Source organism: Streptomyces marianii (assembly GCF_005795905.1).
GTDB classification, from domain to species: Bacteria; Actinomycetota; Actinomycetes; order Streptomycetales; family Streptomycetaceae; genus Streptomyces; species Streptomyces marianii.
Genome location: NZ_VAWE01000001.1, coordinates 2662621 through 2684051, shown reverse-complemented (window position 1 = coordinate 2684051; position 21431 = coordinate 2662621). Strand labels below are relative to the sequence as shown.

Sequence of the window (21431 nt, the reverse complement as noted above, 5' to 3'; positions counted from 1 at the left end):
TGCTCCTCACACTGTCGCGGCCCGGGTGTGGGCGCAGATGGCGGCGGCCAGCGGCTCGTGGACCGCGAGGGGCAGGGCGTGCCCCATGTTCTCGATCTCCACTACCCGGGCGCAGGGAATCCGGTCGGCGAGGTGCCGGGCGTGCGGCGGCGGGGCCGCGGGGTCGCACATCGCCTGGACCGCCAGCACCGGTGTGGTGACGCGGGACAACTCCGCCCCCCGCGACACCGGCGGCTGCGGGATCATGTGGTGCACGATCGGCTCGTCGAACGTTCCCGCGTGCCCGGCGGCCAGGAGTTCGCGGCGCCGGAACTCGTCGGCGTCGAAGGGCACTCCCTTCCCGTTGAGCAGGCGCCACTTCTCCACTCGGCGCTCCAGCCGCCCCTCGTCAGTCTCGGCAGGTTGCTGAAGCAGCGTCATCATGTCGAGGAACCGCTGGGTGGGCACGGGCAGTCCGCTGACGGACGGCTCACCCTTGAGGGCCGCCTCCAGGTCGGCGTCGAAGTCGACGTCGAGCGCGCCCCCCAGCATCACGGTGAGGGTGAGGAGCCGCTCCGGAGCGTCCAGGGCGAGCAGCTGGCCGATGGTGTGGCCCAGCGACATGCCCACCACATGGGCGGCGCGGACCTGCCAGCCGTCCAGGACGGCCAGCGCGTCGGCGGCCAGTTCGTCGAAGCCGTAGGGGTGGAGCTCGAAGTCGCACCGGGAGGAGCGCCCGGTGTCCCGGTGGTCATAGCGGATCACGAAGTGCCCGGCCGCGACCAGGCGTTCGACGAACTCGTCCGGCCATGACCTGGCCGAGAGGTTGCCGCCGGCGATCAGGAGCATCGGGGCGTCGGCCGGGTCGCCGAGCCCCTCGCTCCACAGGGTCACCTCGTCGTGGGTGATCGTGCGTGTCGGCATCGCTGACCAACCCTTCCCGTTCCTCGTGTGTCAGGCGCCGGTGGACGCGGGGGCAAGGACGAGGAGCGAGAGGTCGTACGGGATGGTCGGCGAGGGCAGTTGCCGCACCTCCTCGACCGCGAGGCCCGCCGACGCGGCCAGGCCGTCCCACTTCTCGCGGGTGCGCAGGGCACCGCCGAGGAAGACCAGCATCCGCAGATCGAGCTCCGTGAACTGTTCGTTGAACGAGTTCTCGTGGAGGTCGTCGCGCTCGTGGATCAGGATGCGCCCGCCGGGCTCCAGGGCCTCGGCGCAGCGGGTGAGGATCCGGACGGCGTCGGGGTCCGGCCAGTTCAGCAGGACGAAGGAGAGGATGATCGCGTCCGCCCTGCGGGGAAGCGGCTGGAAGAAGTCACCCTCGACGACGTCGACGCGCTCGGAGAGACCCTCGTCCTTCAGATAGGCGCGGGCGGTGTCCACGGTGCCCGCCATCTCCAGGACGGTCGCCGAGACGTGCGGGGCCCGGCGCGCGATGGCCGCGGCGAAGCCACCCTTGCCGCCGCCCACGTCGAGCACGTGCCGGACGTTCGTCCAGTCGTACGCGGCGGCCGGCGCGTCGAAGGCGACGTCCTGGTCGCAGGCGAGCAGCGAGTCGAAGGACGCGCGCAGGCCGGGGCGGCCGGCCAGGTCCTCGTAGAACGGCTTGCCGTAGATCGACTCGTACGTGGGACGGCCGGTGCGGATGGCGTCGGGGAGGTGGGTGAAGGAGATGTCGGCCCGCGCCACGGTCTGCGTCAGGTCGTGCCAGGCGCGCTGCGCGGCCGGGTGGTCGTCGGCGAGCAGCTCCCCGACCTCGGTCGGGACGAACTCGCCCGGTGCGTCCTCCTGCAGCAGCCCGATCGCCACCAGGTGGCGGATCAGCCTCAGGAGTGCTTCGGGCCGGGTGTCGGTCCTGGCCGCCAGGGCCTCCACGGTGCGGGACCCGGCCAGGATGTGGTCGACGAGCCGCAGGGTGGCGGCCGTCCGGACGACCATGGGGGTGTGCAGGCTTCCGAGGCGGATCAGTGTCCTGAGGGCGTCGATCTGCTGCGGACGGGCAGCGACCGTCTGTTCGGCTGTCATGGGTGCTTCCGTGCTCCTGTCGTGGCGTCGGCGGGTAAAGGAGAGCTCAGGGGCGGCAGCCCTCGGGGGTGGGCCAGGGCTCGCCGAGCTGGCGGTAGGTGCCGAGGTAGTCGGGCCAGTCGCGGTGGTCGCGGATCTTGCCGTCGACGATGCGGATGAGGTGGATCTGCTCACCGGAGAACCGGCGCCCGGTCGCCGGCATGCCGACGAGATTGCCGACGTGCCGGCCGTAGAGGGCCAGCTTCGCCCGCACCCACGGGCCGTTCTCCTCGTAACCGATCTCCTCCAGGTGCGCCTCTTCGGAGAAGGCGTACTTGAGCCAGGTGACGGCGGCCGCGAACGCCTCCGGGCCGCGCAGATCCGGATTGTGCTCCAGTGCGCCGGGGTTCAGATACTCGGGGTGAATGAATTCCGTGACATCGTCGGTTTTTCCCGTGTTGTATGCCTCCACCATGCGGCGGACCAGATCGATCTGCATGCTCATGATTTTTCCCTCCCGTACCGGAAACGGCGACACCGGCAGCGGCCGCGTCAACGATTGTTGTTCCGCCTGCGGCGGCGTACAAGGGTTTCGGGGGTGCCTCGAACGGCACTCCACCGCCCTTCAAGTGCGGGTCGAAAACTGGGAAGTCGGGAAGAGACGGAATCGCAGAGGCAGGAGCCGAGGATGCAGGACTCGTCCTACAAAGAGCAGGTGGCACACGCCTTCGACCAGTCGTCGTCGACCTATGACCGGCTGGGAGTGCAATTCTTCACGCCCATGGGCAACCGCCTGGTGGAAATGGCCGAGCCGGCCGCCGGTGAACGAGTGATCGACATAGGCTGCGGGCGCGGCGCATGCCTTTTCCCGGCTTTGCGAAAGGTCGGCCCTCGGGGGCACGTCCACGGAATCGACATCGCTCCCGGAATGATCGATGAAGCTCGCAGGGAAGCTGCCGCACGCGGTCTGCGGAATATCGCCCTCGATGTGATGGACGCGGAGACGCCCGAATTCCCGCCGCGCTCGTTCGACCTGGCCGTGGGGAGCTACAGCGTCATCTTCCTGCCGGACGCGGTGGGGGCGCTGGCGCGCTACGCCGGAATCCTGGACCACGGGGGCAGGATCGCGTTCACCAGCCCGGTCTTCCGCGCCGGCACGTTCCCCTTCCTGCCACCGGAGTTCACCCCGCTCATCCCGCAGGCGCTGCTGGAGCACCTGCCCGAGCAGTGGCGGCCCGAGGCGCTGGTTCGGCGGTTCAACAGCTGGCTGGAGCGGGTCGAAGATCTCGTCCGCACCCTGGAACGCTGCGGCTACACCTCCGTCACCGTCACCGACGAGCCGGTGCGGATGACGGCCCTGTCCAGCGAGGCGTGGGTGGACTGGTCCCACACCCAGGGCATGCGTCTGCTGTGGCAGAACCTCCCGCAGGCCCAGCGAACGGAATTGCGCGCACGGCTCGTCGAGGGACTCGACAAGCTGAGTGACGCCACCGGGGCCCTCGCCATCGACGTGCCGGTCCGCTTCGTCACCGCCCAGGTCGCCCACTGAGCACGGCGCCCTGCTCGCGCACCGCGGCCAGCGCCGCCGCCACGGACGTCCGGTCCGCCTCGGCGGTGCCGGCCCGCGGCGGCAGCAGCGGCACCACCGAGTTCTGCCCGGACCGCACCGTCGGATGGCGGCGGGCGATGGTGCTCAGCCCCTGCCCCGGCCCCGTCTCCACACAGACCACGCCCGTGCGGGAGCCGAGCACCGCGTCCAGCGCCGGCCAGAAACGGACCGTCTCCACGGGATGCCCGGCCCAGTACGACGGGTCGGCGGCCAGTTGCCCGGTCACCGCACCCGGCCGGTACCCGGAGCGGAAGGGGATGGACGGAGCCGCCACGCGCGTGGACGCGAACCGCTCGGCCGCCCCCGCCGCGTACGGGGCCAGCATCGGACTGTGGAAGGCGGTCAGCGAGGGCACCTCACGGCATGTCAGCCCTGCCTCCCGCAGCGCCCGGGCGACCCCGGCGAGCGGTGCGACGGGCCCCGCGAGAACAGTTTGGCGGGGCGAGTTGACGGCGGCGACCACCACCTCCCCGTCTCCGAGATACGGACCCAGCACGTCCCCGCCCGCGGCGACCGCCAGCATCCCTCCGGGCGGTGCCTGGGCCAGCCGTCGCACCCGGTCCAGCAGGAGGCCCGCCGCGTCGCGCAGCGTGAACACCCCGGCGAGCGCGGCCGCCGCCATCTCCCCGACACTGTGCCCCAGCAGCGCCCACGGCCGGCCGGTCGTGGCCGTCACCATCCGGCCGAGGGCGTAGTCCACCGCGAACAGCAACGGCTGGGAACGGGTGACGTGGTCCAGCGGTATGACGGGGTGCTCGCTCAGCCAGTCGGTACGCAGCCGTCCGCCCTCGCTGCGGCCGGCGGCGTCGTACGCGTCGAAGACCTCGTCCACGGCGGCCGTGAAGGCCGGTTCGGGTCCGTACAGGCCGGCGGCCATCCGCGCGTGCTGAGACCCCTGTCCGGGGAACATCAGGAGAATCGCGGGGGCATCCATGGCGGGCTCCTCACCGGGCGGCCGGGGCGGCCGCCCACGACGGGCGTTCCAGCAACTCCACGACGGCGCACGACCAGCTGAAGCCGGCGCCGACGCTGACCAGCAGACACAGCTCTCCCGGGGCGAGCCGTCCGGAGCCGACGAGGTGGTCGAGCCCGGCGATGGGGTCACCGCCTCCCAGGTGGCCGGTCCGCCGCCCGAACTCCCAGGTGGTGCGCTCGGGTTCGATGTCCCACTTGTTGAAGTAGGCGGCGCTCAGCCGGCGCCACCCCATGTGCGGCAGCACGACCCTGCTGATGTCGTCGAGACCGACCCCGGCCGCCTCCAGGGCGCCGGTCAGTGCCTCCTCCTGACCCGCCGAGACCCGGGCGACGCTGAACGAGCTTCCCGCCTCGGCCACGTACGCCCGCTTGTGCGCGTCCAGGTCCACGGTCCGCTGTTCCTCCGGGGACGGCGGGCCGAACGGGTGCCCGCCCCGGTGCATGCCCTCCAGCACCGGTTCGGAGACCGTCACCAGGCTGCGCAGTCGGGCGAAGCCGCCCTGCCGGGAGAGCACGAGGGCGGTGCCGCCGTCGGCGTACACCGTGCCGGGGTCGCTTCTCCAGCGGTCGAAGCCCGGCGTGTGCATCCGGTCGCCCGTGGTGATCAGCGCGGTCACCCGGTCCGGGGCGGCAAACAGGTACGCGCGGGCCAGTTCCAGGGCGGCCATACCGCCGTTGGACACCTGCCGCACCTCCATGGCGGGACAGCGGTTCCCGACTGCCACCCGCTGGACGTAGGAGGCCGGCGCCCACAGATGGTGCCCCTGGAAGTACAGGCTGGCGTGCAGGACGAGGTCGACGTGGGCCGGTTCGACGCCAGAGCGGTCCAGGGCGGCGCGGGCCGCCAGCGCCGCCATCTCCGCCGGGGTCTCCTTGTCGGCGACCGCCACCGACAGCATCCCCGTCGACGAGGCGAGCCTGCGGTCGCAGTGGCCGGCGGCCAGGGCCTGTTCCATGGTCACCGGCGGGGGCAGCCAGACGCCGCAGCCGGCCACGTGGACGTCCCCGGGCGCCGTGTCCGGCACGCTCACGCCGCCACCCGGACCACCAGAGCGCTGTTGAACCCTCCGTAGCCACGGGCGACGACGAGGGCCGCCCTGCCGCCGGCCAGTGGCCGAGGCTGTCCGGTCACCACGTCGAGCGGCAGGTCCGGGTCGGGGTCGACGTGGGCGGTCGCCGGGACCACCTCGTCCCGCAGCGCCAGCAGCGCGGTCGCCACGTCCAGTGGCCCCGCGCCCGAGTACAGCCGGCCGGTGAGGGTCTTGGGGACCGTCACCGGCACCCGGCGCGGCCCGAAGACCGACGCCAGGGCCTCCGCCTCGGCCGCGTCCATTTCGGGAACGGCCGCGCCGTCGGCGAACACCACCGCCACGTCGGATGCGTCCAGCCCGGCATCGGCCAGTGCCGTTTCGACGGCACGGGCGAACGTGGAGGGGCGGCCGGAGTCGGGCGGAGGATCGAAGCTCGCGCCGTACCCCGCGATCTCCCCGTACACCGCCGCGCCCCGCGCGGCGGTCCGCTCCGCGTCCTCGAGGGTGAGGATCGCCCCTCCCTCGCCGGGTACATGTCCGGACGCCCGCCGGTCGAACGGCAGATACCCGGCCGCCGGGTCGTCCGAGCCGCTCAGCCGGCCCGACTTCACCTGGGCCGCCATGCCGTACGGGCACAGAGACGAGTCCACGGCGCCCGAGACGATCAGCTCGGCTCCGCCCCGGACCTTGCGGCGAGCGTGGGCGAGGGCGTCGAGGCCGCCCGCCTGCTCGGCCACCACCACGCCGACCGGGCCGCGCAGATCGTGCCGGATGGCGATCTGCCCGGTGTTGACGGCGTAGAACCAGGCGAACGACATATACGCGCTGACGTGGGCCGGTCCCTTGCTCCACAGGTTCTGCAACTCCCGCTGGCCGAAGTCGAAGCCGCCGGACGCGCTGCCCGTGATCACACCCGCCTCCAGCGGCGACGACGGGGAACAGTCGGCCTCCCGCAGGGCCCACTCGGCGGCGGCTAGCGCGTACTGGGTCATCGGATCGGTCTGCGCCAGCAGCCGCTTCGGCAGATGGTCCTCGGGGACGAAGTCGCTCACCTCCCCGGCCAGCCGGCCCAGGCGGCCGTCGCCGGTGAACCGCCGCAGCGGTCCGATGCCGTTGCGGCCCTTCAGGACCGCGTCCCAGTACGCGCGCACCCCGAGCCCGTTGGGAGCGACGATCCCGAGACCCGTCACCACAGTGCGGCCCGTGCCGCCCCGCCGGACCGCGGCCGACGAGGGGAGCTGCGAAGACGCGGTCCGTGCCGCGGTACGTGTCATGGGGGTCACCTCTCGAAACGGCTCAGGAGCATGGCGCTCTGGAAGCCGCCGAAGCCGCTGCCCACCGTCAGTGCGTTCCGCACCCGATGTTCACGCGCCGTCACCGGCACGTAGTCCAGGTCGAGTTCGGGATCGGGGTCGTGCAGATTCGCGGTCGGCGGGATCGCCCCGTACTCCACGGCCAGAGCAGTCGCCGCCACTTCGAGCGAACCGACCGCGCCCAGGGAGTGACCGATCATCGACTTGATGGAGCTGATGGGCACCCGGTACGCGTGCTCCCCCAGGGAGCGCTTGAACGCGGAGGTCTCGTGCCGGTCGTTCTGCTTCGTCGCCGTGCCGTGGGCGTTGACGTAGTCCACGTCCGAGGGGTCGCGGCGGGCCTCGTCGAGCGCCGCGGTGATCGCCGCCGCCAGCTCGGCGCCGTCGGCGCGCAGCCCGGTCATGTGGTACGCGTTGCCGCGCGAGGCGTAGCCGCCTATCTCGGCGTAGATCCGCGCACCTCTGCGCTGGGCCGCCTCCGCCTCCTCCAGGACCACGATCGCACCGCCCTCGCCCAGCACGAAGCCGTTGCGGCTGCGACTGAAGGGACGTGAGGCGGTCCCGGGTGTGTCGTTGTGGTCGGAGGTCGCCCTGATGGCGTCGAAGCAGGCCACCGTGATCGGCGCGATCGGGGAGTCCACGCCGCCCGTGACCATGGCGTCCACCGTCCCCTCGCGGATGAGCTCGCAGGCGTACCCGATGGAGTCGATCCCCGAGGTGCACCCGGCCGAGACTATGTTCACGGGCCCCTCCGCTCCGGCGAGCCAGGCCACTTCGGCGGCCAGGGAGCTGGGCACGAAGTAGTCGTACAGCTCGGGCGAACCCCGGCCGGGATCCACGACCCAGTGCGCTCCGCCCGCACTGAGCGCGACATACTCCGACTCCAGCTTCTGGGTGCAGCCGACGGCGGTGCCCACACACACCCCGACCCGGTGCGCGGAGGCCTCCTCGATCCGCAACCCGCTGTCGGCGAGCGCCTCCTGACCGGCGACCAGCGCGAACTGCCCGGTCCGGTCGAGACGCCGGGCCTGCTCCTCGGAAAGCCCCGCCGCCACCGGATCGAAGTCGCACTCGGCGGCGACACGGGAGCGGAAGGGCGTGGCGTCGAACGTGCTGATGGCGCGGGTGGCGGTCGTTCCGGACAGCAGGAGCTCCCAGAACGGCTTGGTCCCGGTGGCGCCGGGAGCCACCACGCCGATCCCCGTGATGACGACCCGCCGGTTCACCTCGCCCGCCCTCCGGGCCCGCTCGGGGCCGGGACGCCCGGCGCGACCCGGACCTGGCGGTGCCGGTACAGGGCCGGTTCGCTGGTGCTCAGGGCCCGGAGAGCGGCCGCGTGGGCGGGGAACTCCGGGTGCGCCACGGCGGCGCGGAAGGAGGCTTCGTCGTCCCAGACCGCGATGTTCACGTACTGCGGGCGGGCGTCCGCCGGGCCGCGACCGGTGTCCGCCGGCACCAGCAGGGTGTGCCGGCGGAAACCGGGCCGGCGGCACAGGAACTCGGCCGTTTCGGCGAACGCCGCCTCGAAGTCCTCGGCGGATCCGCTCAGGGTGAATCGGTTGACGAACGTCACCGTTCCGGAGTCGGCGTCGTTCGGTTCTGGCAGAGGCATTGCTGCTCCACGGGTCCGTTGGTCCAGGTGTGTGGGAGGGGCGTCGGTGAGACGGTGCGGCCGAGTCCGCATATGTGCGTCACGCCGGACTCCGAGCCTCTGCGGCGCCGCTCGACCCCCTCTGGAAGCCGGGTCGTCAAGCGCGGCTCGAGCGTGAGGTGCGAGGTTGGCCCTCCGTCGAAGGGAGGACCATGTCCGACGCAGCCGACCGGGTCGCACTCGTCACCGGGGGAACCAGCGGCATCGGTCTCGCGGTGGCGCGCAAGCTTGCCCGGGACGGGACCCGGGTGTTCCTGTGCGCTCGCCACGAGAGCGCCGTCACCGGCACCGTGAAGGAACTACAGGCATCGGGACTGGAGGTGGATGGCGCGCCGTGCGATGTGCGGAGCACCGCCGACGTCGACCGGCTGGTTCGCACGGCACGCGACCGCTTCGGGCCGATCGACATCGTCGTCAACAACGCGGGCCGCGGCGGTGGTGGTGTGACCGCCGAGATCCCCGACGACCTCTGGCTGAACGTCGTCGACACCAACCTCAACGGGGCCTTCCGGGTCACCCGCGCCGTCCTGGCCGACGGCGGCATGCCGGAGCACGGCTGGGGCCGGATCATCAACATCGCCTCCACGGGCGGCAAGCAGGGAGTGGCCCTCGGCGCCCCCTACTCCGCCTCCAAGAGCGGCCTGATCGGCTTCACGAAGGCCGTCGCGCTGGAGCTGGCCAGGACGGGCATAACCGTCAACGCCGTCTGCCCCGGGTACGTCGAGACGCCCATGGCACAGGGCGTCCGGCAGCGCTACGCCGCTTTCTGGGACGTCACCGAGGACGATGTCCTGGAGAAGTTCCGGGCGAAGATCCCCCTCGGACGCTACTCGACACCCGAGGAGGTGGCCGGGATCGTCCACTACCTGGCCTCCGACAGCGCCGACTCGATCACGGCCCAGGCCATCAACGTCTGTGGTGGCCTCGGTGGTTACTGACCATCCGCGACACGAACTCAGGAGGGCAGATGCCCGAGTCACCGCTTCAGCAGACCGAGCATGAGATCCACACCTCCGCCGCTCCGGACGCCGTGTTCGCCGTGCTTGCCGACGCTCGGGCCTGGCCCGTCGTGTTCCCGCCCAGCGTCCACGTCGAACAGGTCGAGCGCACCGGCCCCACCGAGCGCATACGCATCTGGGCCACCGCCAACTGCTCGCTGCGCACCTGGACATCGCGGCGCGAGTTCGACGAGGGGGCGCGGCGCATCCGTTTCCGGCAGGAGGTGTCCGCCCACCCCGTCGCCGCGATGGGCGGCGAATGGATCGTCGAGGAAGCCGGCGACGGCGGCACCCGGGTGCGGCTCACGCACGACTTCCGGACCGTGGACGACGACCCGGAGACGATCGGCTGGCTCCACCGGGCTGTGGACCGCAACAGCGAAGCGGAACTGGCGTCCCTGCGCACCGCGCTGGAACGGCCCGACGGCACCGAGCCGACGACCTTCGAGGACACCGTCGTCGTCCGCGGCCGTGCCGAGGACGTCTACGACTTCCTCCGCCGCAGCGACCTCTGGGAAAAGCGGCTCTCCCACGTCGCGCGGATCGCGGTCAAGGAGGAGGAACCGGGGCTCCAGCACATGGAGATGGACACCCTCACCGCGGACGGCTCGGTGCACACCACCGCGTCGGTGCGGGTGTGCTTCCCCGAACGGCGTGTCATCGTCTACAAGCAGCTGCGTACGCCGCCGCTGCTCACGCTCCATCTCGGCCGCTGGTCGGTCCGTCCCGCCGACGACGGGGACGGGATCGCCGTCACCTCGGCCCACACTGTGTCCGTGGCCCGCTCGGCGATCCCCGGCGTCCTCGGTGCGGGGGCGACCGAGACAGACGCCGTGGACTTCGTCCGCGGGGCCCTGGGCCGCAACAGCCTGCTGACCCTGGAAGCGGCCAGGCAGTACGCCGAGTCCAGCGCCTGAGACGAGCGTCCCGAGCCGGCACGGGCCCTGCCCCGATTCCTCGGGGCAGGGCCCGCCGCGTTTCGGGCCGGTGTTCAGGGCGGTTCGCCCCCCGGCGAGCTCGGGCAGGGCGCCCTGCCCGAGCTCCGGGCCGGTGAGCCTCACGTCACCGAGAGGCCCCCGTCCACGGCCAGGACGGCACCGCTGGTGTAGGCGGCTTCGGGATCGGCGAGCCGCACCACCCACCACGCGACGTCCTCGGGTCGGCCCACGCGCCCGAGCGGGACGCGCGGCCCCATGGCCTCCAGGAAGTCGTCGTACGCCTCCTGGGACATCCCGGCCCGGACCCCCGCGCCGGTCTCGACCACCCCCGGGGCGACACCGGCCACGCGGATGCCGCGGGGACCGAGTTCCACGGCCCAGGACCGGGTCAGCAGGTCCAGGCCCGCCTTGGCCGCCCCGTACACCGCGTTCCCCGGCCAGGCCCGCCGGCCGAGCGCGCCCGCCGAACCGATGTTCACCACCAGACCTGAAGCGGCCTCCAGCGGGCCGAGCAGCGCCTGGGTGAGCAGCACGGGGGCCACGAGGTTCGTGGCCACCTGCGCCTCCACTGCGGTCCGGTCCAGCTCGCCCAGGTGTCCGAAGGCGGCCGTGGAGGCATTGTTCACGAGCACGTCGACCACGCCGCCGAGCCGCTCGCGCACCGCCCGGGCGACCGCCTCCGGCGCCCCGGCGTCGGTGATGTCCACGGCCAGCGTGTGCGCGTCCTTGTGCCCGCCCGCCGTTTCTGCCAGCGGACCGGGAGTCCTGCCCACGACGAGGACACGTTCGCCCCGGGCAGCGAAGGCGCGCGCGACGGCTCGTCCGATGCCGGAGCCGCCGCCGGTCACGATCACGGATCGCTGTGTGTTCTCCATACGGCGAGGCTAGGCACCGCTGGTGGAAGGCGACTTGAGCACCGGGCGCCGCTCCGTCCCGCCGGCCCGGTGCTCGGCGGTCAGCCGCTCCAGCACGGGCACGATGTCGTTCGGGCTCGGCGTTCCGACGATCTCGGCGCGCACCCGGCGCGCCCCGGTGGCGTAGGAAGGATCGTCGAGCAGGGCGAGCACGCGCTCGCGCAGCAGCTCCGGCGAAACGTCCCCGGCGTCCACGTAACCGCCCGCACCGCTGCGGGCCAGGCTGTGCGCCTTCTCCATGGCGTCCCACATCATGTCGGGCACGACCAGCTGCGGTATCGCGTGCACCAGGGCCGTCATGAACGTGCCGGAACCACCGTGATGGATAATGCCCGAGCAGGACGGCAGCAGGGCGTTCAGCGGGACGAAGTCCACGGCCCGCACGTTCGCCGGCAGGGTGCCGAGTTGCTCGCGCAGCTCCCGCGGCAGGGTGGCGACGACCTCCACGTCCAGGCCGTCCACGGCCGCGAGGATGTCGGAGGCGGCGACCGTGCCGGCACCCGTCGCCTCGCCGAGCGACACGCCGAGGGTCAGGCATAGGCGCCGCGGGTGGCGGGGCGGCTCACGCAGCCAGTCCGGGAGCAGGGAGGGCCCGTTGTACGGCACGTAGCGCACCGGCACCCAGGGCAGGTCCAGGGGGATGCGCATCGACGGCGGTGTGGGGTCGATCGTCCACTGCCCGAGGACCAGTTCCTCGCTCATGTCCCCGGCGCCGCCGCCGCACCGCTCCAGCGTCCAGGTGAGCCACTCGGCCAGCGGGTCGTCGCGCAGCTCGGGCGGCTGCCGGTCCAGCAGGGCACGGAACGCCGTCCTGTTCCGGCCCATCTGGTCCGGGCCGAACAGCAGCCGGGCGTGCGCCGCCCCGCTGAGCCGGGCGGCCACCGGACCGGCCAGGGTCAGCGGATCCCAGACCACGAGGTCCGGCCGCCAGTCAAGGGCGAGGCCGACGAGGTCGTCGACCATGGGCTCGGGGCACACGTTCTGGAAGACCAAGGCGGTCATCGCGGTGAACATGCCGAGCGCGTGGTCCGACGGAAAGGGGTCGTAGCGGGTGTTGCTCATGGCGAGACCGCCGAGGTTGCGGTCGCCCTCGAAGCCGGCGTTGGCCTCCCGGGTCTCCTCCTCGATGTTGAGGTCCTCGCCGATCCGTACGGCGGTGAGACCGGCCCGGACGATGTCGTCGAGGACGTCGGGCTGGCTGGCCACGAGCACTTCGTGCCCAGCGGTCCTCAGTGCCGACGCCAGGGTGACCTGGGCGTAGACATGGGACCGCGCGGCCATGGTCGCGAACAGGACGCGCACGGGGAACTCACCTCCGGGACGGGGCGGACGGCACGGCCGAGCGGGTGACGGGCGAGCCCACGGACAGGCTGTGGAGACAGGCGACCAGGGTGCGCGCCTGGACGTTGACGTAGTGGGAGTGACGCAGCAGCCTGACCAGTTGGTGGAGCGTCAGCCAGCGGTAGTCGCCACCGTCCGGGATGTCGTGGTCGGCTTCGACGATCACGTAGGTGTTCACCGCGTGGTAGAAGCGCCCTCCTTCCTCCGCGAGGGCGGTCGCAAAGCGCACGCGCTCGGGCGGGGCCTCCAGCACGGCGTCGAGGTAGCGGGGCCTGGCCTCCGGGGGCAGGGCGTGCAGACTGCCCGGGGTGCACTGCACGGTGGGCGCGATCTCCACGACGTCGACATAGCCGGGCTCCACGCGCGCGTGCGCCAGGACGTGCAGGACCCCGTCGATCCGGCGGACCAGGAAGGCCGCGACCCCTTGGTCCTTGGGCTCGATCATCGGCTGGCACCAGCCGGGCACCTCCCGTGAGGCGGCCGTCACGTCGACGGCCGTCACTTCCAGGAAGCGTCCGCTCTCATGGGCGATCACGCCGTCCCGCTCGTACCACTGCGGCAGCGCGTTCAGCGCGGCCGGGCGGGTGATCACGTCGGTGCGGCTGCGCAGGTCGGCGATCCAGCTGACGATGCCCACGGTGCTGTGCAGGCTGCCCTCGGCTGCCGTGCACGACCGCACGACGGAGCGGTGGAAACCGGCGTCCACCCGGCCCGCGCCGCCGTCGGGACGACCGGGGACCACGGGATGGGCGCCGCCGGGGCCGTCGGCTCCGGCCGGTTCCGCGTCGGCCAGCGGGTGCGGCCCCTCGCTCGCGAACGGCAGGCAGGCCAGTACCGTTCTCGCGTCCATGTTCACGAGGTTCTCGACCCCCAGCAAACGGTGCAGCTGACCCAGCGTCAGCCAGTGGAAGTCCTCGTGCGGCGGGACCTCGCCGGACACCCGGACGATCATGTTGCGGTTGCGCTTGCGGTAGAACCAGGACCCCTGTTCGGACTGGAGCACGTCGGCGACCACCTGCCGTTCGGCGGTGTCGCGGAAGTGTTCCAGATACGGGATGGCCTTGCCGCCGTGCACGCGCGTGTAGTTGCTGCGAGTGGCCTGGACCGTCGGCGAGAGCTGTAGCCCGCCCGGGTTGCCGGGCTCGAACTTGGCCTGGACGAGGCAGTGCAGGACCCCCTGGCACTCCTTCACCAGGAAGCCGAGGATGCCCACCTCGGGCTGGTTCAGGATCGGCTGGGACCAGCGCGGCACGGGAGCGCCCGGGATGTGCACGTCCAGTCCCTCGACGCTGAAGAACCTGCCCGTGTGATGGGAGACGGTCCCGCTGACCGGGTGGCGGTTCCACCCCTTGAGGGCGTCCAGCGGAATCCGCTCGGTGCGGTGCACGACCTGTGCGGAGCGGTCGGCGTACCACGCCCAGAAACGGTCCATGCCGCCGCCCAGGCCGTCCCGGGCGAGGACGGACCGGGCGATCTGGGCGGTCATCGCGGCGCCGCTGTGCCGGCGCACCGAGAGGGCCGGGAGAGCACGCATGGTCAGTCCAGCCCGTCCCGGGTGACGGTGCGGTGTTTGACGCGCCACTCGCCCGCCTCCCGCACCAGGATGTCCGTGCACCCGGTGCTGCGGCGCAGCACCGGGTCGCCGTCGCGCGGCGTCTCCAGCACCACCGCGTAGCTGCGGGCCGTGACCTCGTCGGGCTTTCCGTCGACGGTCAGCATGCCGATCCAGTGTCGGCGGGCGATCCCTTCGGCGGCGAACCGGTCCGTGGTCCGCCGTGCCGCCCGCGCGATGTCCGCGGCCCCGCGGACGGCCTCGCGGCCCACCTCGAAGACGCCGTCGTGCGCGAACGTGCGTGCCCAGTCCTCGGCCCTGCCGTCGTCCAAGAGCTGCATCTGCCGGGCGTAGAACCGCTGTACCTGGAGGTAGATGCCGGGGTCCGCCGAATCCGCCGACTCGGTCGTCGGCACGTCGTCAGCCGGGAGCGCGTCCATGGTTGTCCCTTGGGTCGTGTGATGGCCTCGGGTGGCCCGGTCCCGGCCCGGCCGCGTGCGCCCGCCGGTCGGCGCCGTGCCCAACCTGTTCCGCGCGACTCGAGGCAGGGCGGACAACCGCCGGTCCACCGCCGCTCCAGTACGACTGGACCTGCGGAACCGAGGGTGGTCGCCGCGGTCCCGATCGGGCCGTACACGTCGTGCAGCAACCGGTACGGAGGAGCAGGGATGGCTGAGCTCAGCCTGGCGGAACTGCGGGAGATCATGCGGCAGAGCATGGGGGAGGACGAGGCCCCCGACCTGGCGGACGCGGACGCCGTGACCTTCGAGGACCTCGGGTACGACTCCCTGGCCGTCCTGGAAACGGTCAACCGCATCGAGCGGACCTACGGGGTGAAACTGCCCGAGGAGGAACTGGCGGAGATCAGGACGCCGCACGGCATGCTGGTCTTCGTCAACGAGAGGCTGCGGGCGGCGGTATGACGCCCTCCGCCCCGCACCACGGGACACCGGACGGCGGCCTGTCGAGCCGGACGGTGCTGGTCACCGGGGCCACGTCCGGCATCGGCCGGGCGGCGGCCCTCGCGGTCGCCCGGCAGGGGGCCCACGTCGTGCTCGTCGGCCGGGATCCCGAGCGACTGAAGACCGTCACGAACGAGGTGGCCCGGACCGCCGGCCCGGCCCCGGACGCCTTCCGCGCGGACTTCGCCGAGCTGCGCCAGGTACGCGACCTGGGAGAGCGGCTGCGGGACCGGTACCCGCGCGTCGACGTCATGGCCAGCAACGCCGGCGGCATGTTCTGGTCGCGCACCACGACCCCGGACGGCTTCGAGGCCACGGTCCAGGTCAACCATCTCGCGGGCTTCCTGCTGGCACGGCTGCTGCGGGAGCGGCTCGCGGGCGGGCGGCTGATCCTCACCTCGTCCGACGCGTACACCCAGGGCCGGATCGACCCGGACGACCTCAACGGCGACCGTCACCGCTACAGCGCGGGCCAGGCGTACGGCACGTCCAAACAGGCCAACATCATGACCGCGGCGGAGGCCGCCAGGCGCTGGCCGGACGTGCTGGCGGTCAGCTATCACCCCGGCCAGGTCCGCACCCGCATCGGACGGGGCACGGTCGCCTCGTCCTACTTCCGGTTCAACCCCTTCCTGCGCTCCTCGGCGAAGGGCGCCGACACCCTCGTGTGGCTGGCGGGCGCGCCGGCAGGGGAGTTGACCCCGGGCGGCTACTACGCCGACCGGCGGCTGTCCCCGGTGAGCGGCCCGACCGCCGACGCCGGCCTCGCAGCGAAGCTCTGGGAGGCCGGCGCGGCCGCCGTCGGCGACACCGCGCGGTGACGGCGGCCGTCCGCCGCGCCGCGCCCGCAGGTCCGTCTCATCCGCGAGCGCAGACGCTCGTGTGCCGATCCATCGAAAGGAACGATCCGTGACCAGGTTCGCGCCCGGCGCTCCCGCATGGTTCGACCTCGGGTCGCCCGATGTCGCCGCCTCGGCCGACTTCTACACCGGCCTGCTCGGCTGGACCGCCACCGTGGTCAGCGACCCGGGCGCCGGGGGATACACGACGTTCAGCTCCGACGGGAAGCTGGTCGCCGCGGTCGCCCGCCACCAGATCGACACCCCGTACCACCGGCCGTACGGGCCCGGGAACGACCAGCACGGCATGCCGGCGATCTGGACCGTGTACTTCGCCACCGACGACGCCGACGCACTGACCAAGCGGGTCGAGACGGCGGGCGGCGAGGTCATCATGACCCCGATGGACGTCCTGGGCCTCGGCCGGATGGCGGTCTTCGCCGACCCCGCCGGTGCCGCGTTCGCGGTCTGGCGCAAGGGGGTCATGGAGGGCGCGGAGGTGACCGGCGTGCCCGGCTCGGTCGGCTGGGTCGAGCTGGTGACCGACGGCATCGGCACCGCCCGGGACTTCTACCCGGCGACCCTCGGACTGGCTCCGGCCGAAACCGGCCTGGAGGGCGTGACCGACCCGGTCTGGCACATCGGTGACACACCGGTCGCCGGCACCCGGGAGCTGGGCGTCACCGGCGCGGTACGGCCGCACTGGGCCGTGCTGTTCGCCGTGCGCGACTGTGACGCGACGGCCCGGCGCGCCGTGGAACTCGGCGGCTCCGTCGAGAACGAGCCCGCCGACACGCCCAGGGGACGGCGTGCGGACCTGCTCGACCCGCACGGGGCCGGTTTCTCGGTGGTCGAACTGCGGGAGGCGTACCCCGCAGCGGCGGGCGGTGCGTCGTGAGCGGCGAGGCGCCCCGGGTGGCCGCCGACCCGTTCGCGTGTCCCATGATGACCATGCAGCGCAAGCCCGAGGTGCACGACGCCTTCCGGGAGGCGGGCCCGGTCGTCGAGGTGAACGCCCCCGCGGGCGGACCCGCCTGGGTCGTCACCGATGACGCCCTCGCCCGAGAGGTGCTGGCCGATCCCCGGTTCGTGAAGGATCCCGACCTCGCCCCAGCCGCCTGGCGGGGGGTGGACGACGGTCTCGACAGCCCCGTCCCGGAGCTGCGTCCGCTCACCCTCATCGCGGTGGACGGCGAGGCCCACCGGCGCCTGCGCCGCATCCACGCACCCGCGTTCAACCCGCGCCGGCTGGCCGAGTGGACGGACCGCATCGCCGCGATCGCCGACCGGCTGCTCACCGAACTCGCCGACGACTCCGCCAGGTCGGGCAAACCCGCCGAGCTGATCGGCGGCTTCGCGTACCACTTCCCGCTGTTGGTCATCTGCGAGCTGCTCGGCGTGCCGGTCACCGACCCGGCGATGGCGCGCGAGGCCGTCAGCGTCCTCAAGGTACTCGGCCTCGGCGGCGCGCAGAGCGGCGGGGGCGACGGCGATGACCCGGCCGGGGGCGTGCCGGACACCTCGGCCCTGGAGAGCCTGCTCCTCGAAGCCGTGCACTCAGCTCGGCGGAACGACACCCGGACCATGACCCGCGTGCTGTACGAACGCGCGCAGGCCGAGTTCGACTCGGTCTCCGACGACCAGCTCGTCTACATGATCACCGGGCTCGTCTTCGCGGGCCACGACACCACCGGCTCCTTCCTGGGCTTCCTGCTCGCGGAGGTCCTGACGGGCCGCCTCGCGGCGGACGCCGACGACGACGCCGTCTCCCGGTTCGTGGAGGAGGCGTTGCGCTACCACCCGCCGGTGCCCTACACGTTGTGGCGGTTCGCCGCCACGGAGGTGACCATCGGCGGCGTCCGGCTGCCCCGCGGAGCGCCGGTGCTCGTGGACATCGAGGGCACCAACACCGACGGCCGCCATCACGACGAGCCGCACACCTTCCACCCGGACCGTCCCTCGCGGCGGCGGCTCACCTTCGGCGACGGCCCGCACTACTGCATCGGGGAGCAGTTGGCCCAGCTGGAGTCGCGCACGATGATCGGCGTGCTGCGCAGCAGGTTTCCCGCGGCCCGACTGGCCGTGCCCTACGCCGAGTTGCGGTGGAGCCGGAAGGGGGCCCAGACGGCCCGGCTCACCGAACTGCCTGCCTGGCTGCGCTGATCCGCCGGCCACCACGGCACGGCACGGCACCGCCCACCGCGCACGGCGCGGTGGGCGGTGCCGTGCCGTGTACCGGTGCGGACAGCATCCCCGGCGCACCACTGTGACTTTCTCACATCAAGATGTGACGAATTAATTCCAGCAAGTGCCGCACACACTTTCATGACGGGCATTCACTTGCGAGGATGGAGCGAACAAACGGGGCCGCCGAGAACATCCTTCGGCCGCCGGAAATATGCCACCTGCTGACGCGATCGGAACGCCACAGAGGGAGCACCGGCAATGCAGATCAATATGTTGGGCCCGCTTGTCGCACACCACAATGGCACGTCGGTGACCCCGATAGCCCGAAAACCGCGACAAGTACTCTCACTGCTCGCACTCCAGGCGGGAACCGTGGTGCCTGTGCCCGCGCTGATGGAGGAGCTCTGGGGGACCCAGCCCCCGGCGAGCGCGCTGACCACCCTTCAGACCTACATCCTCCAGGTGCGCAGGGGCATCACCGTGGCCCTCGGCGCGAGCCACAACGGACCCGCCAAGGACGTGCTGCGCACCTGCTACGGCGGCTACCTGCTCGACGTGGACCCCACCCACACCGACGTGCACGCCTTCGAGCGTCTCGCCGAGGAGGGCAAGCGGGCGTGCGAGCGCGGGGAGCTCGATCTGGCGTCCGCACGCTTTCGCCAGGCCCTCGGCCTGTGGCGCGGTGACGCGCTCGTGGACGTGCACACCGGCATGAGGATCGGTATGGAGGTGGCGCGCCTGGAGGAGGGCCGGCTCGGCGCCCTGGAGGCCCGCGTGGAGACCGACCTCAGGCTGGGCCGGCACGCGAGCCTGCTGCCCGAGCTGTCGGCGCTCACCGCGCGCCATCCCATGCACGAGAACCTGTGGGCCCAGTTCATGATCGCCCTGCACCGCTCGGGCCGCACGAGCCAGGCCCTCGAATCCTTCATCAAACTCCGCAAGACACTGGTGAATGAGCTGGGGGTGGAACCGTCCGCCCGTCTCCAGCACCTCCAGCACGCGATTCTGCGGGCCGATCCCGGCATCGATCGGAACGGTCCGGAAGTCCCGGCAGCCGCGTCCGTCGCGCTTGCCTGACCGCGCCCCGACAAGGAGTCACGTGTCCACCCACGTCTGGCAATACCTCAATGAATACCGGAAGGAACGCGCCGACATTCTCGACGCGGTGGAAACGGTATTCGAGTCCGGGCAACTCATTCTCGGGAGAAGCGTCCGCTCTTTCGAGGAGGAGTTCGCCGCCTATCACGGACTGCCGCACTGCACCGGCGTCGACAACGGCACCAACGCGCTGGTACTCGGCCTGCGGGCGCTCGGCATCGGCCCGGGAGACGAGGTCGTGACGGTCTCCAACACCGCGGCCCCCACCGTGATCGCCATCGACGCCGTGGGCGCCACGCCCGTCTTCGTCGACGTGCACGAGGACAACCACCTCATGGACACCGGTCGGCTCCGGTCGGTGATCGGCCCGCGCACCCGGTGCCTGTTGCCCGTCCACCTCTACGGACAGAGCGTGGACATGACTCCCGTGCTCGAACTCGCCGCCGAGTACGACCTGAAGGTGCTGGAGGACTGCGCCCAGGCCCATGGCGCCCGCCGCCACGGACGGCTGGTCGGCACTCTCGGCCACGCGGCGGCCTTCTCCTTCTACCCGACCAAGGTCCTCGGTGCCTACGGCGACGGCGGCGCCGTCGTCACGCCCGACGCGGAAGTCGACCGGTGCCTGCGGCGGTTGCGCTACTACGGCATGGACGAGCGCTACTACGTCGTGCGCACCCCCGGGCACAACAGCAGGCTCGACGAGGTACAGGCCGAGATCCTTCGCCGGAAACTGCGCCGCCTCGACGACTACGCCAAGGGCCGCCGGGCCGTCGCCTGCCGCTACGAGGAGGGACTCGGCGACCTCGACGGCCTGGTGCTGCCCAGAACCGCAGAGGGCAACGACCACGTCCACTACGTGTACGTGGTGCGCCACCCCGAACGGGACCGCATCATGGAGGCGCTCACCGCCTACGACATCCATCTGAACATCAGCTACCCGTGGCCGGTCCACACGATGAGCGGATTCGCCCACCTCGGCTACGGCCCCGGCGATCTGCCGGTGACCGAGCGGCTGGCCGACCAGATCTTCTCCCTGCCGATGTATCCCTCCCTGCGCGCCGACGAGCAGGAGAAGGTGATCGACGCGGTCCGGGAGGTCGTCGGAAGCCTGTGAGCTCAGGCCGGGGCGCCGTGATCGGTCCGCCACATGCTGTGGACCGAGTCCCGCAGACCGATGCGCGGCGCCCAGGGCAGTAACCGCCGGGCCCGCCCGATGTCCAGCCGGGTCCAGTCGCCGCCCTTGCTCCGCACCGGAGTGGCCCGGCGCTCGACCCGGTCCTCCGGGAAGGCGGCGGCCTCCAGCAGCCAGCCGACCAGGTCACCGATCGGCACCGCCTCGCCGCGCCCGATGTTGACGACCAGCCCGCCCGCCGCCGGAGCCCGCCCGGCCCGCACCACCGCCTGTGCGACGTCCCGCACGTCGACGAAGTCCCGCCGGGCGTCGGCGACGCTCAACTCCAGCCGCCCGCCGTCCGCGAGGGCGGTGCTGATACGCGCCATCAGGTCGGCCAGGAAGCTCTCCCGCGGCGGGTGCGGGCCCGACATGTTCGCCGCCCGCAGCACCACCGCGTCCAGCACACCGGTCCGCGCGGCGGCCAGGACGGCCGACGAGGTCTCCAGCTTGATGCGCGCGTACGGCGTGACCGGCTCCGGCATCAGGTCCTCGCGCAGCAACGTGCCCGCCGGGACCGGACCGTACTCGTGCACCGAACCCAGATGGACCAGCCGCGGCCGGTACGTGAGCAGCGCGAGGGCCTCCACCAGGCGCCGCACCAGCCGCAGATGCGAGTACGTCATCTCCTCCTCGGTGTCGCCCCAGCCGCCCGCCGCGTTGACCACGACGTCCGCCGGGGGATCACCCAGCACCGCGGCGGTCCGCCCGGGCGCGGCGGCTGTGAGGTCCAGCGCCGTGAACCCGCACCTGTCGAGATGCGGCGCCGGGCGACGGGCCACGCCGTGCACGTCCCACCCCTGCGCCGCGTACGCCGCACACACCTGCCGGCCGACGCTGCCCGTCGCCCCCAGAACCACGACCCGCAT

The 21431-nt window shown here is 72.1% G+C and carries 22 protein-coding genes; 9 read left to right on the top strand and 13 right to left on the bottom strand.

The window, feature by feature from the left end; translation table 11 throughout:
• Positions 1 to 6: 6 nt before the first annotated feature.
• Genes FEF34_RS12020 through FEF34_RS12010 form a run of 3 tightly spaced genes read right to left on the bottom strand, consistent with a single transcriptional unit; the run spans position 7 to position 2488 of the window.
• Entirely contained in the window at positions 7 to 903 is an 897-nt protein-coding gene (locus FEF34_RS12020) for an alpha/beta fold hydrolase (RefSeq protein WP_138053175.1), read from the bottom strand.
• A 30-nt stretch (positions 904 to 933) separates the two neighbouring features.
• Positions 934 to 2004 (bottom strand): methyltransferase, encoded by a 1071-nt coding sequence (locus tag FEF34_RS12015; protein WP_138053174.1) that lies wholly within the window; start codon positions 2002 to 2004, stop codon positions 934 to 936.
• A 46-nt stretch (positions 2005 to 2050) separates the two neighbouring features.
• The gene (locus FEF34_RS12010; protein ID WP_138053173.1) at positions 2051 to 2488 is read right to left on the bottom strand and encodes an ester cyclase; all 438 of its coding nucleotides are present in this window, start codon (positions 2486 to 2488) and stop codon (positions 2051 to 2053) included.
• A 183-nt stretch (positions 2489 to 2671) separates the two neighbouring features.
• On the opposite strand from FEF34_RS12010, the gene FEF34_RS12005 reads away from it, so the two are divergent.
• Positions 2672 to 3532, top strand: coding sequence for a class I SAM-dependent methyltransferase (locus tag FEF34_RS12005; protein ID WP_138053172.1), 861 nt, complete (start codon positions 2672 to 2674; stop codon positions 3530 to 3532).
• Here the strand turns inward: FEF34_RS12005 and FEF34_RS12000 are convergent.
• The 5 genes from FEF34_RS12000 to FEF34_RS11980 all read right to left on the bottom strand — a co-directional run bounded on the left by FEF34_RS12000 (position 3510) and on the right by FEF34_RS11980 (position 8523).
• Positions 3510 to 4526, bottom strand: coding sequence for an acyltransferase domain-containing protein (locus FEF34_RS12000; RefSeq protein ID WP_138053171.1), 1017 nt, complete (start codon positions 4524 to 4526; stop codon positions 3510 to 3512). The genes FEF34_RS12005 and FEF34_RS12000 overlap by 23 nt on opposite strands.
• 10 nt (positions 4527 to 4536) lie before the next feature.
• Entirely contained in the window at positions 4537 to 5523 is a 987-nt protein-coding gene (locus FEF34_RS11995; RefSeq protein ID WP_138057428.1) for a ketoacyl-ACP synthase III family protein, read from the bottom strand.
• Positions 5524 to 5594: 71 nt separating this feature from the next.
• Positions 5595 to 6872, bottom strand: coding sequence for a ketosynthase chain-length factor (locus FEF34_RS11990; RefSeq protein ID WP_138053170.1), 1278 nt, complete (start codon positions 6870 to 6872; stop codon positions 5595 to 5597).
• A gap of 5 nt (positions 6873 to 6877) precedes the next feature.
• Positions 6878 to 8137, bottom strand: coding sequence for a beta-ketoacyl-[acyl-carrier-protein] synthase family protein (locus FEF34_RS11985; protein WP_138053169.1), 1260 nt, complete (start codon positions 8135 to 8137; stop codon positions 6878 to 6880).
• Positions 8134 to 8523 (bottom strand): antibiotic biosynthesis monooxygenase family protein, encoded by a 390-nt coding sequence (locus FEF34_RS11980; RefSeq protein ID WP_138053168.1) that lies wholly within the window; start codon positions 8521 to 8523, stop codon positions 8134 to 8136. Before FEF34_RS11980 ends, FEF34_RS11985 begins: the two co-directional genes overlap by 4 nt.
• A 191-nt stretch (positions 8524 to 8714) precedes the next feature.
• Between FEF34_RS11980 and fabG the strand changes: the two genes are divergently transcribed.
• Complete coding sequence (fabG, locus tag FEF34_RS11975) at positions 8715 to 9500, top strand: 3-oxoacyl-ACP reductase FabG (protein WP_138053167.1); 786 nt, start codon at positions 8715 to 8717, stop codon at positions 9498 to 9500.
• Positions 9501 to 9529: 29 nt separating this feature from the next.
• A complete protein-coding gene (locus tag FEF34_RS11970) occupies positions 9530 to 10477 on the top strand; it encodes an aromatase/cyclase (RefSeq protein WP_138053166.1) in 948 nt (315 codons plus the stop codon).
• A gap of 140 nt (positions 10478 to 10617) precedes the next feature.
• Here the strand turns inward: FEF34_RS11970 and FEF34_RS11965 are convergent, their stop codons facing one another.
• From FEF34_RS11965 to FEF34_RS11950, 4 genes are read right to left on the bottom strand one after another with little or no spacing between them, the layout of a single operon-like run.
• Entirely contained in the window at positions 10618 to 11373 is a 756-nt protein-coding gene (locus FEF34_RS11965) for an SDR family NAD(P)-dependent oxidoreductase (RefSeq protein WP_171052925.1), read from the bottom strand.
• Positions 11374 to 11382: 9 nt separating this feature from the next.
• On the bottom strand, positions 11383 to 12714 hold the full coding sequence (locus FEF34_RS11960; protein ID WP_138053165.1) for an activator-dependent family glycosyltransferase: 1332 nt from the start codon (positions 12712 to 12714) through the stop codon (positions 11383 to 11385).
• 7 nt (positions 12715 to 12721) lie between these two features.
• A complete protein-coding gene (locus FEF34_RS11955; protein WP_138053164.1) occupies positions 12722 to 14287 on the bottom strand; it encodes an NDP-hexose 2,3-dehydratase family protein in 1566 nt (521 codons plus the stop codon).
• Between the two features lie 2 nt (positions 14288 to 14289).
• Positions 14290 to 14745 (bottom strand): nuclear transport factor 2 family protein, encoded by a 456-nt coding sequence (locus FEF34_RS11950; protein WP_138053163.1) that lies wholly within the window; start codon positions 14743 to 14745, stop codon positions 14290 to 14292.
• 228 nt (positions 14746 to 14973) lie between these two features.
• Here FEF34_RS11950 and FEF34_RS11945 point away from each other — a divergent pair, with 228 nt between their 5' ends.
• From FEF34_RS11945 to FEF34_RS11920, 6 genes are all read left to right on the top strand, one after another.
• Complete coding sequence (locus FEF34_RS11945) at positions 14974 to 15228, top strand: acyl carrier protein (protein WP_138053162.1); 255 nt, start codon at positions 14974 to 14976, stop codon at positions 15226 to 15228.
• Positions 15225 to 16088 carry an SDR family NAD(P)-dependent oxidoreductase gene (locus FEF34_RS11940; RefSeq protein ID WP_171052924.1) on the top strand — a complete coding sequence of 288 codons (864 nt, stop codon included), beginning with the start codon at positions 15225 to 15227 and terminating at the stop codon, positions 16086 to 16088. The genes FEF34_RS11945 and FEF34_RS11940 overlap by 4 nt, the downstream gene beginning before the upstream one ends.
• Positions 16089 to 16176: 88 nt before the next feature.
• The gene (locus tag FEF34_RS11935; protein ID WP_171052923.1) at positions 16177 to 17004 is read left to right on the top strand and encodes a VOC family protein; all 828 of its coding nucleotides are present in this window, start codon (positions 16177 to 16179) and stop codon (positions 17002 to 17004) included.
• Between the two features lie 53 nt (positions 17005 to 17057).
• Positions 17058 to 18269, top strand: a complete 1212-nt coding sequence (locus tag FEF34_RS11930) for a cytochrome P450 (protein ID WP_171052922.1) — start codon at positions 17058 to 17060, stop codon at positions 18267 to 18269.
• 282 nt (positions 18270 to 18551) lie between these two features.
• A complete protein-coding gene (locus FEF34_RS11925; protein ID WP_138053159.1) occupies positions 18552 to 19370 on the top strand; it encodes an AfsR/SARP family transcriptional regulator in 819 nt (272 codons plus the stop codon).
• Positions 19371 to 19392: 22 nt separating this feature from the next.
• Positions 19393 to 20505: a DegT/DnrJ/EryC1/StrS family aminotransferase gene (locus tag FEF34_RS11920; protein ID WP_138053158.1), complete on the top strand. Its 1113-nt coding sequence runs from the start codon at positions 19393 to 19395 to the stop codon at positions 20503 to 20505.
• Between the two features lie 2 nt (positions 20506 to 20507).
• Here the strand turns inward: FEF34_RS11920 and FEF34_RS11915 are convergent, their stop codons facing one another.
• A complete protein-coding gene (locus tag FEF34_RS11915) occupies positions 20508 to 21431 on the bottom strand; it encodes an NAD-dependent epimerase/dehydratase family protein (RefSeq protein WP_138053157.1) in 924 nt (307 codons plus the stop codon).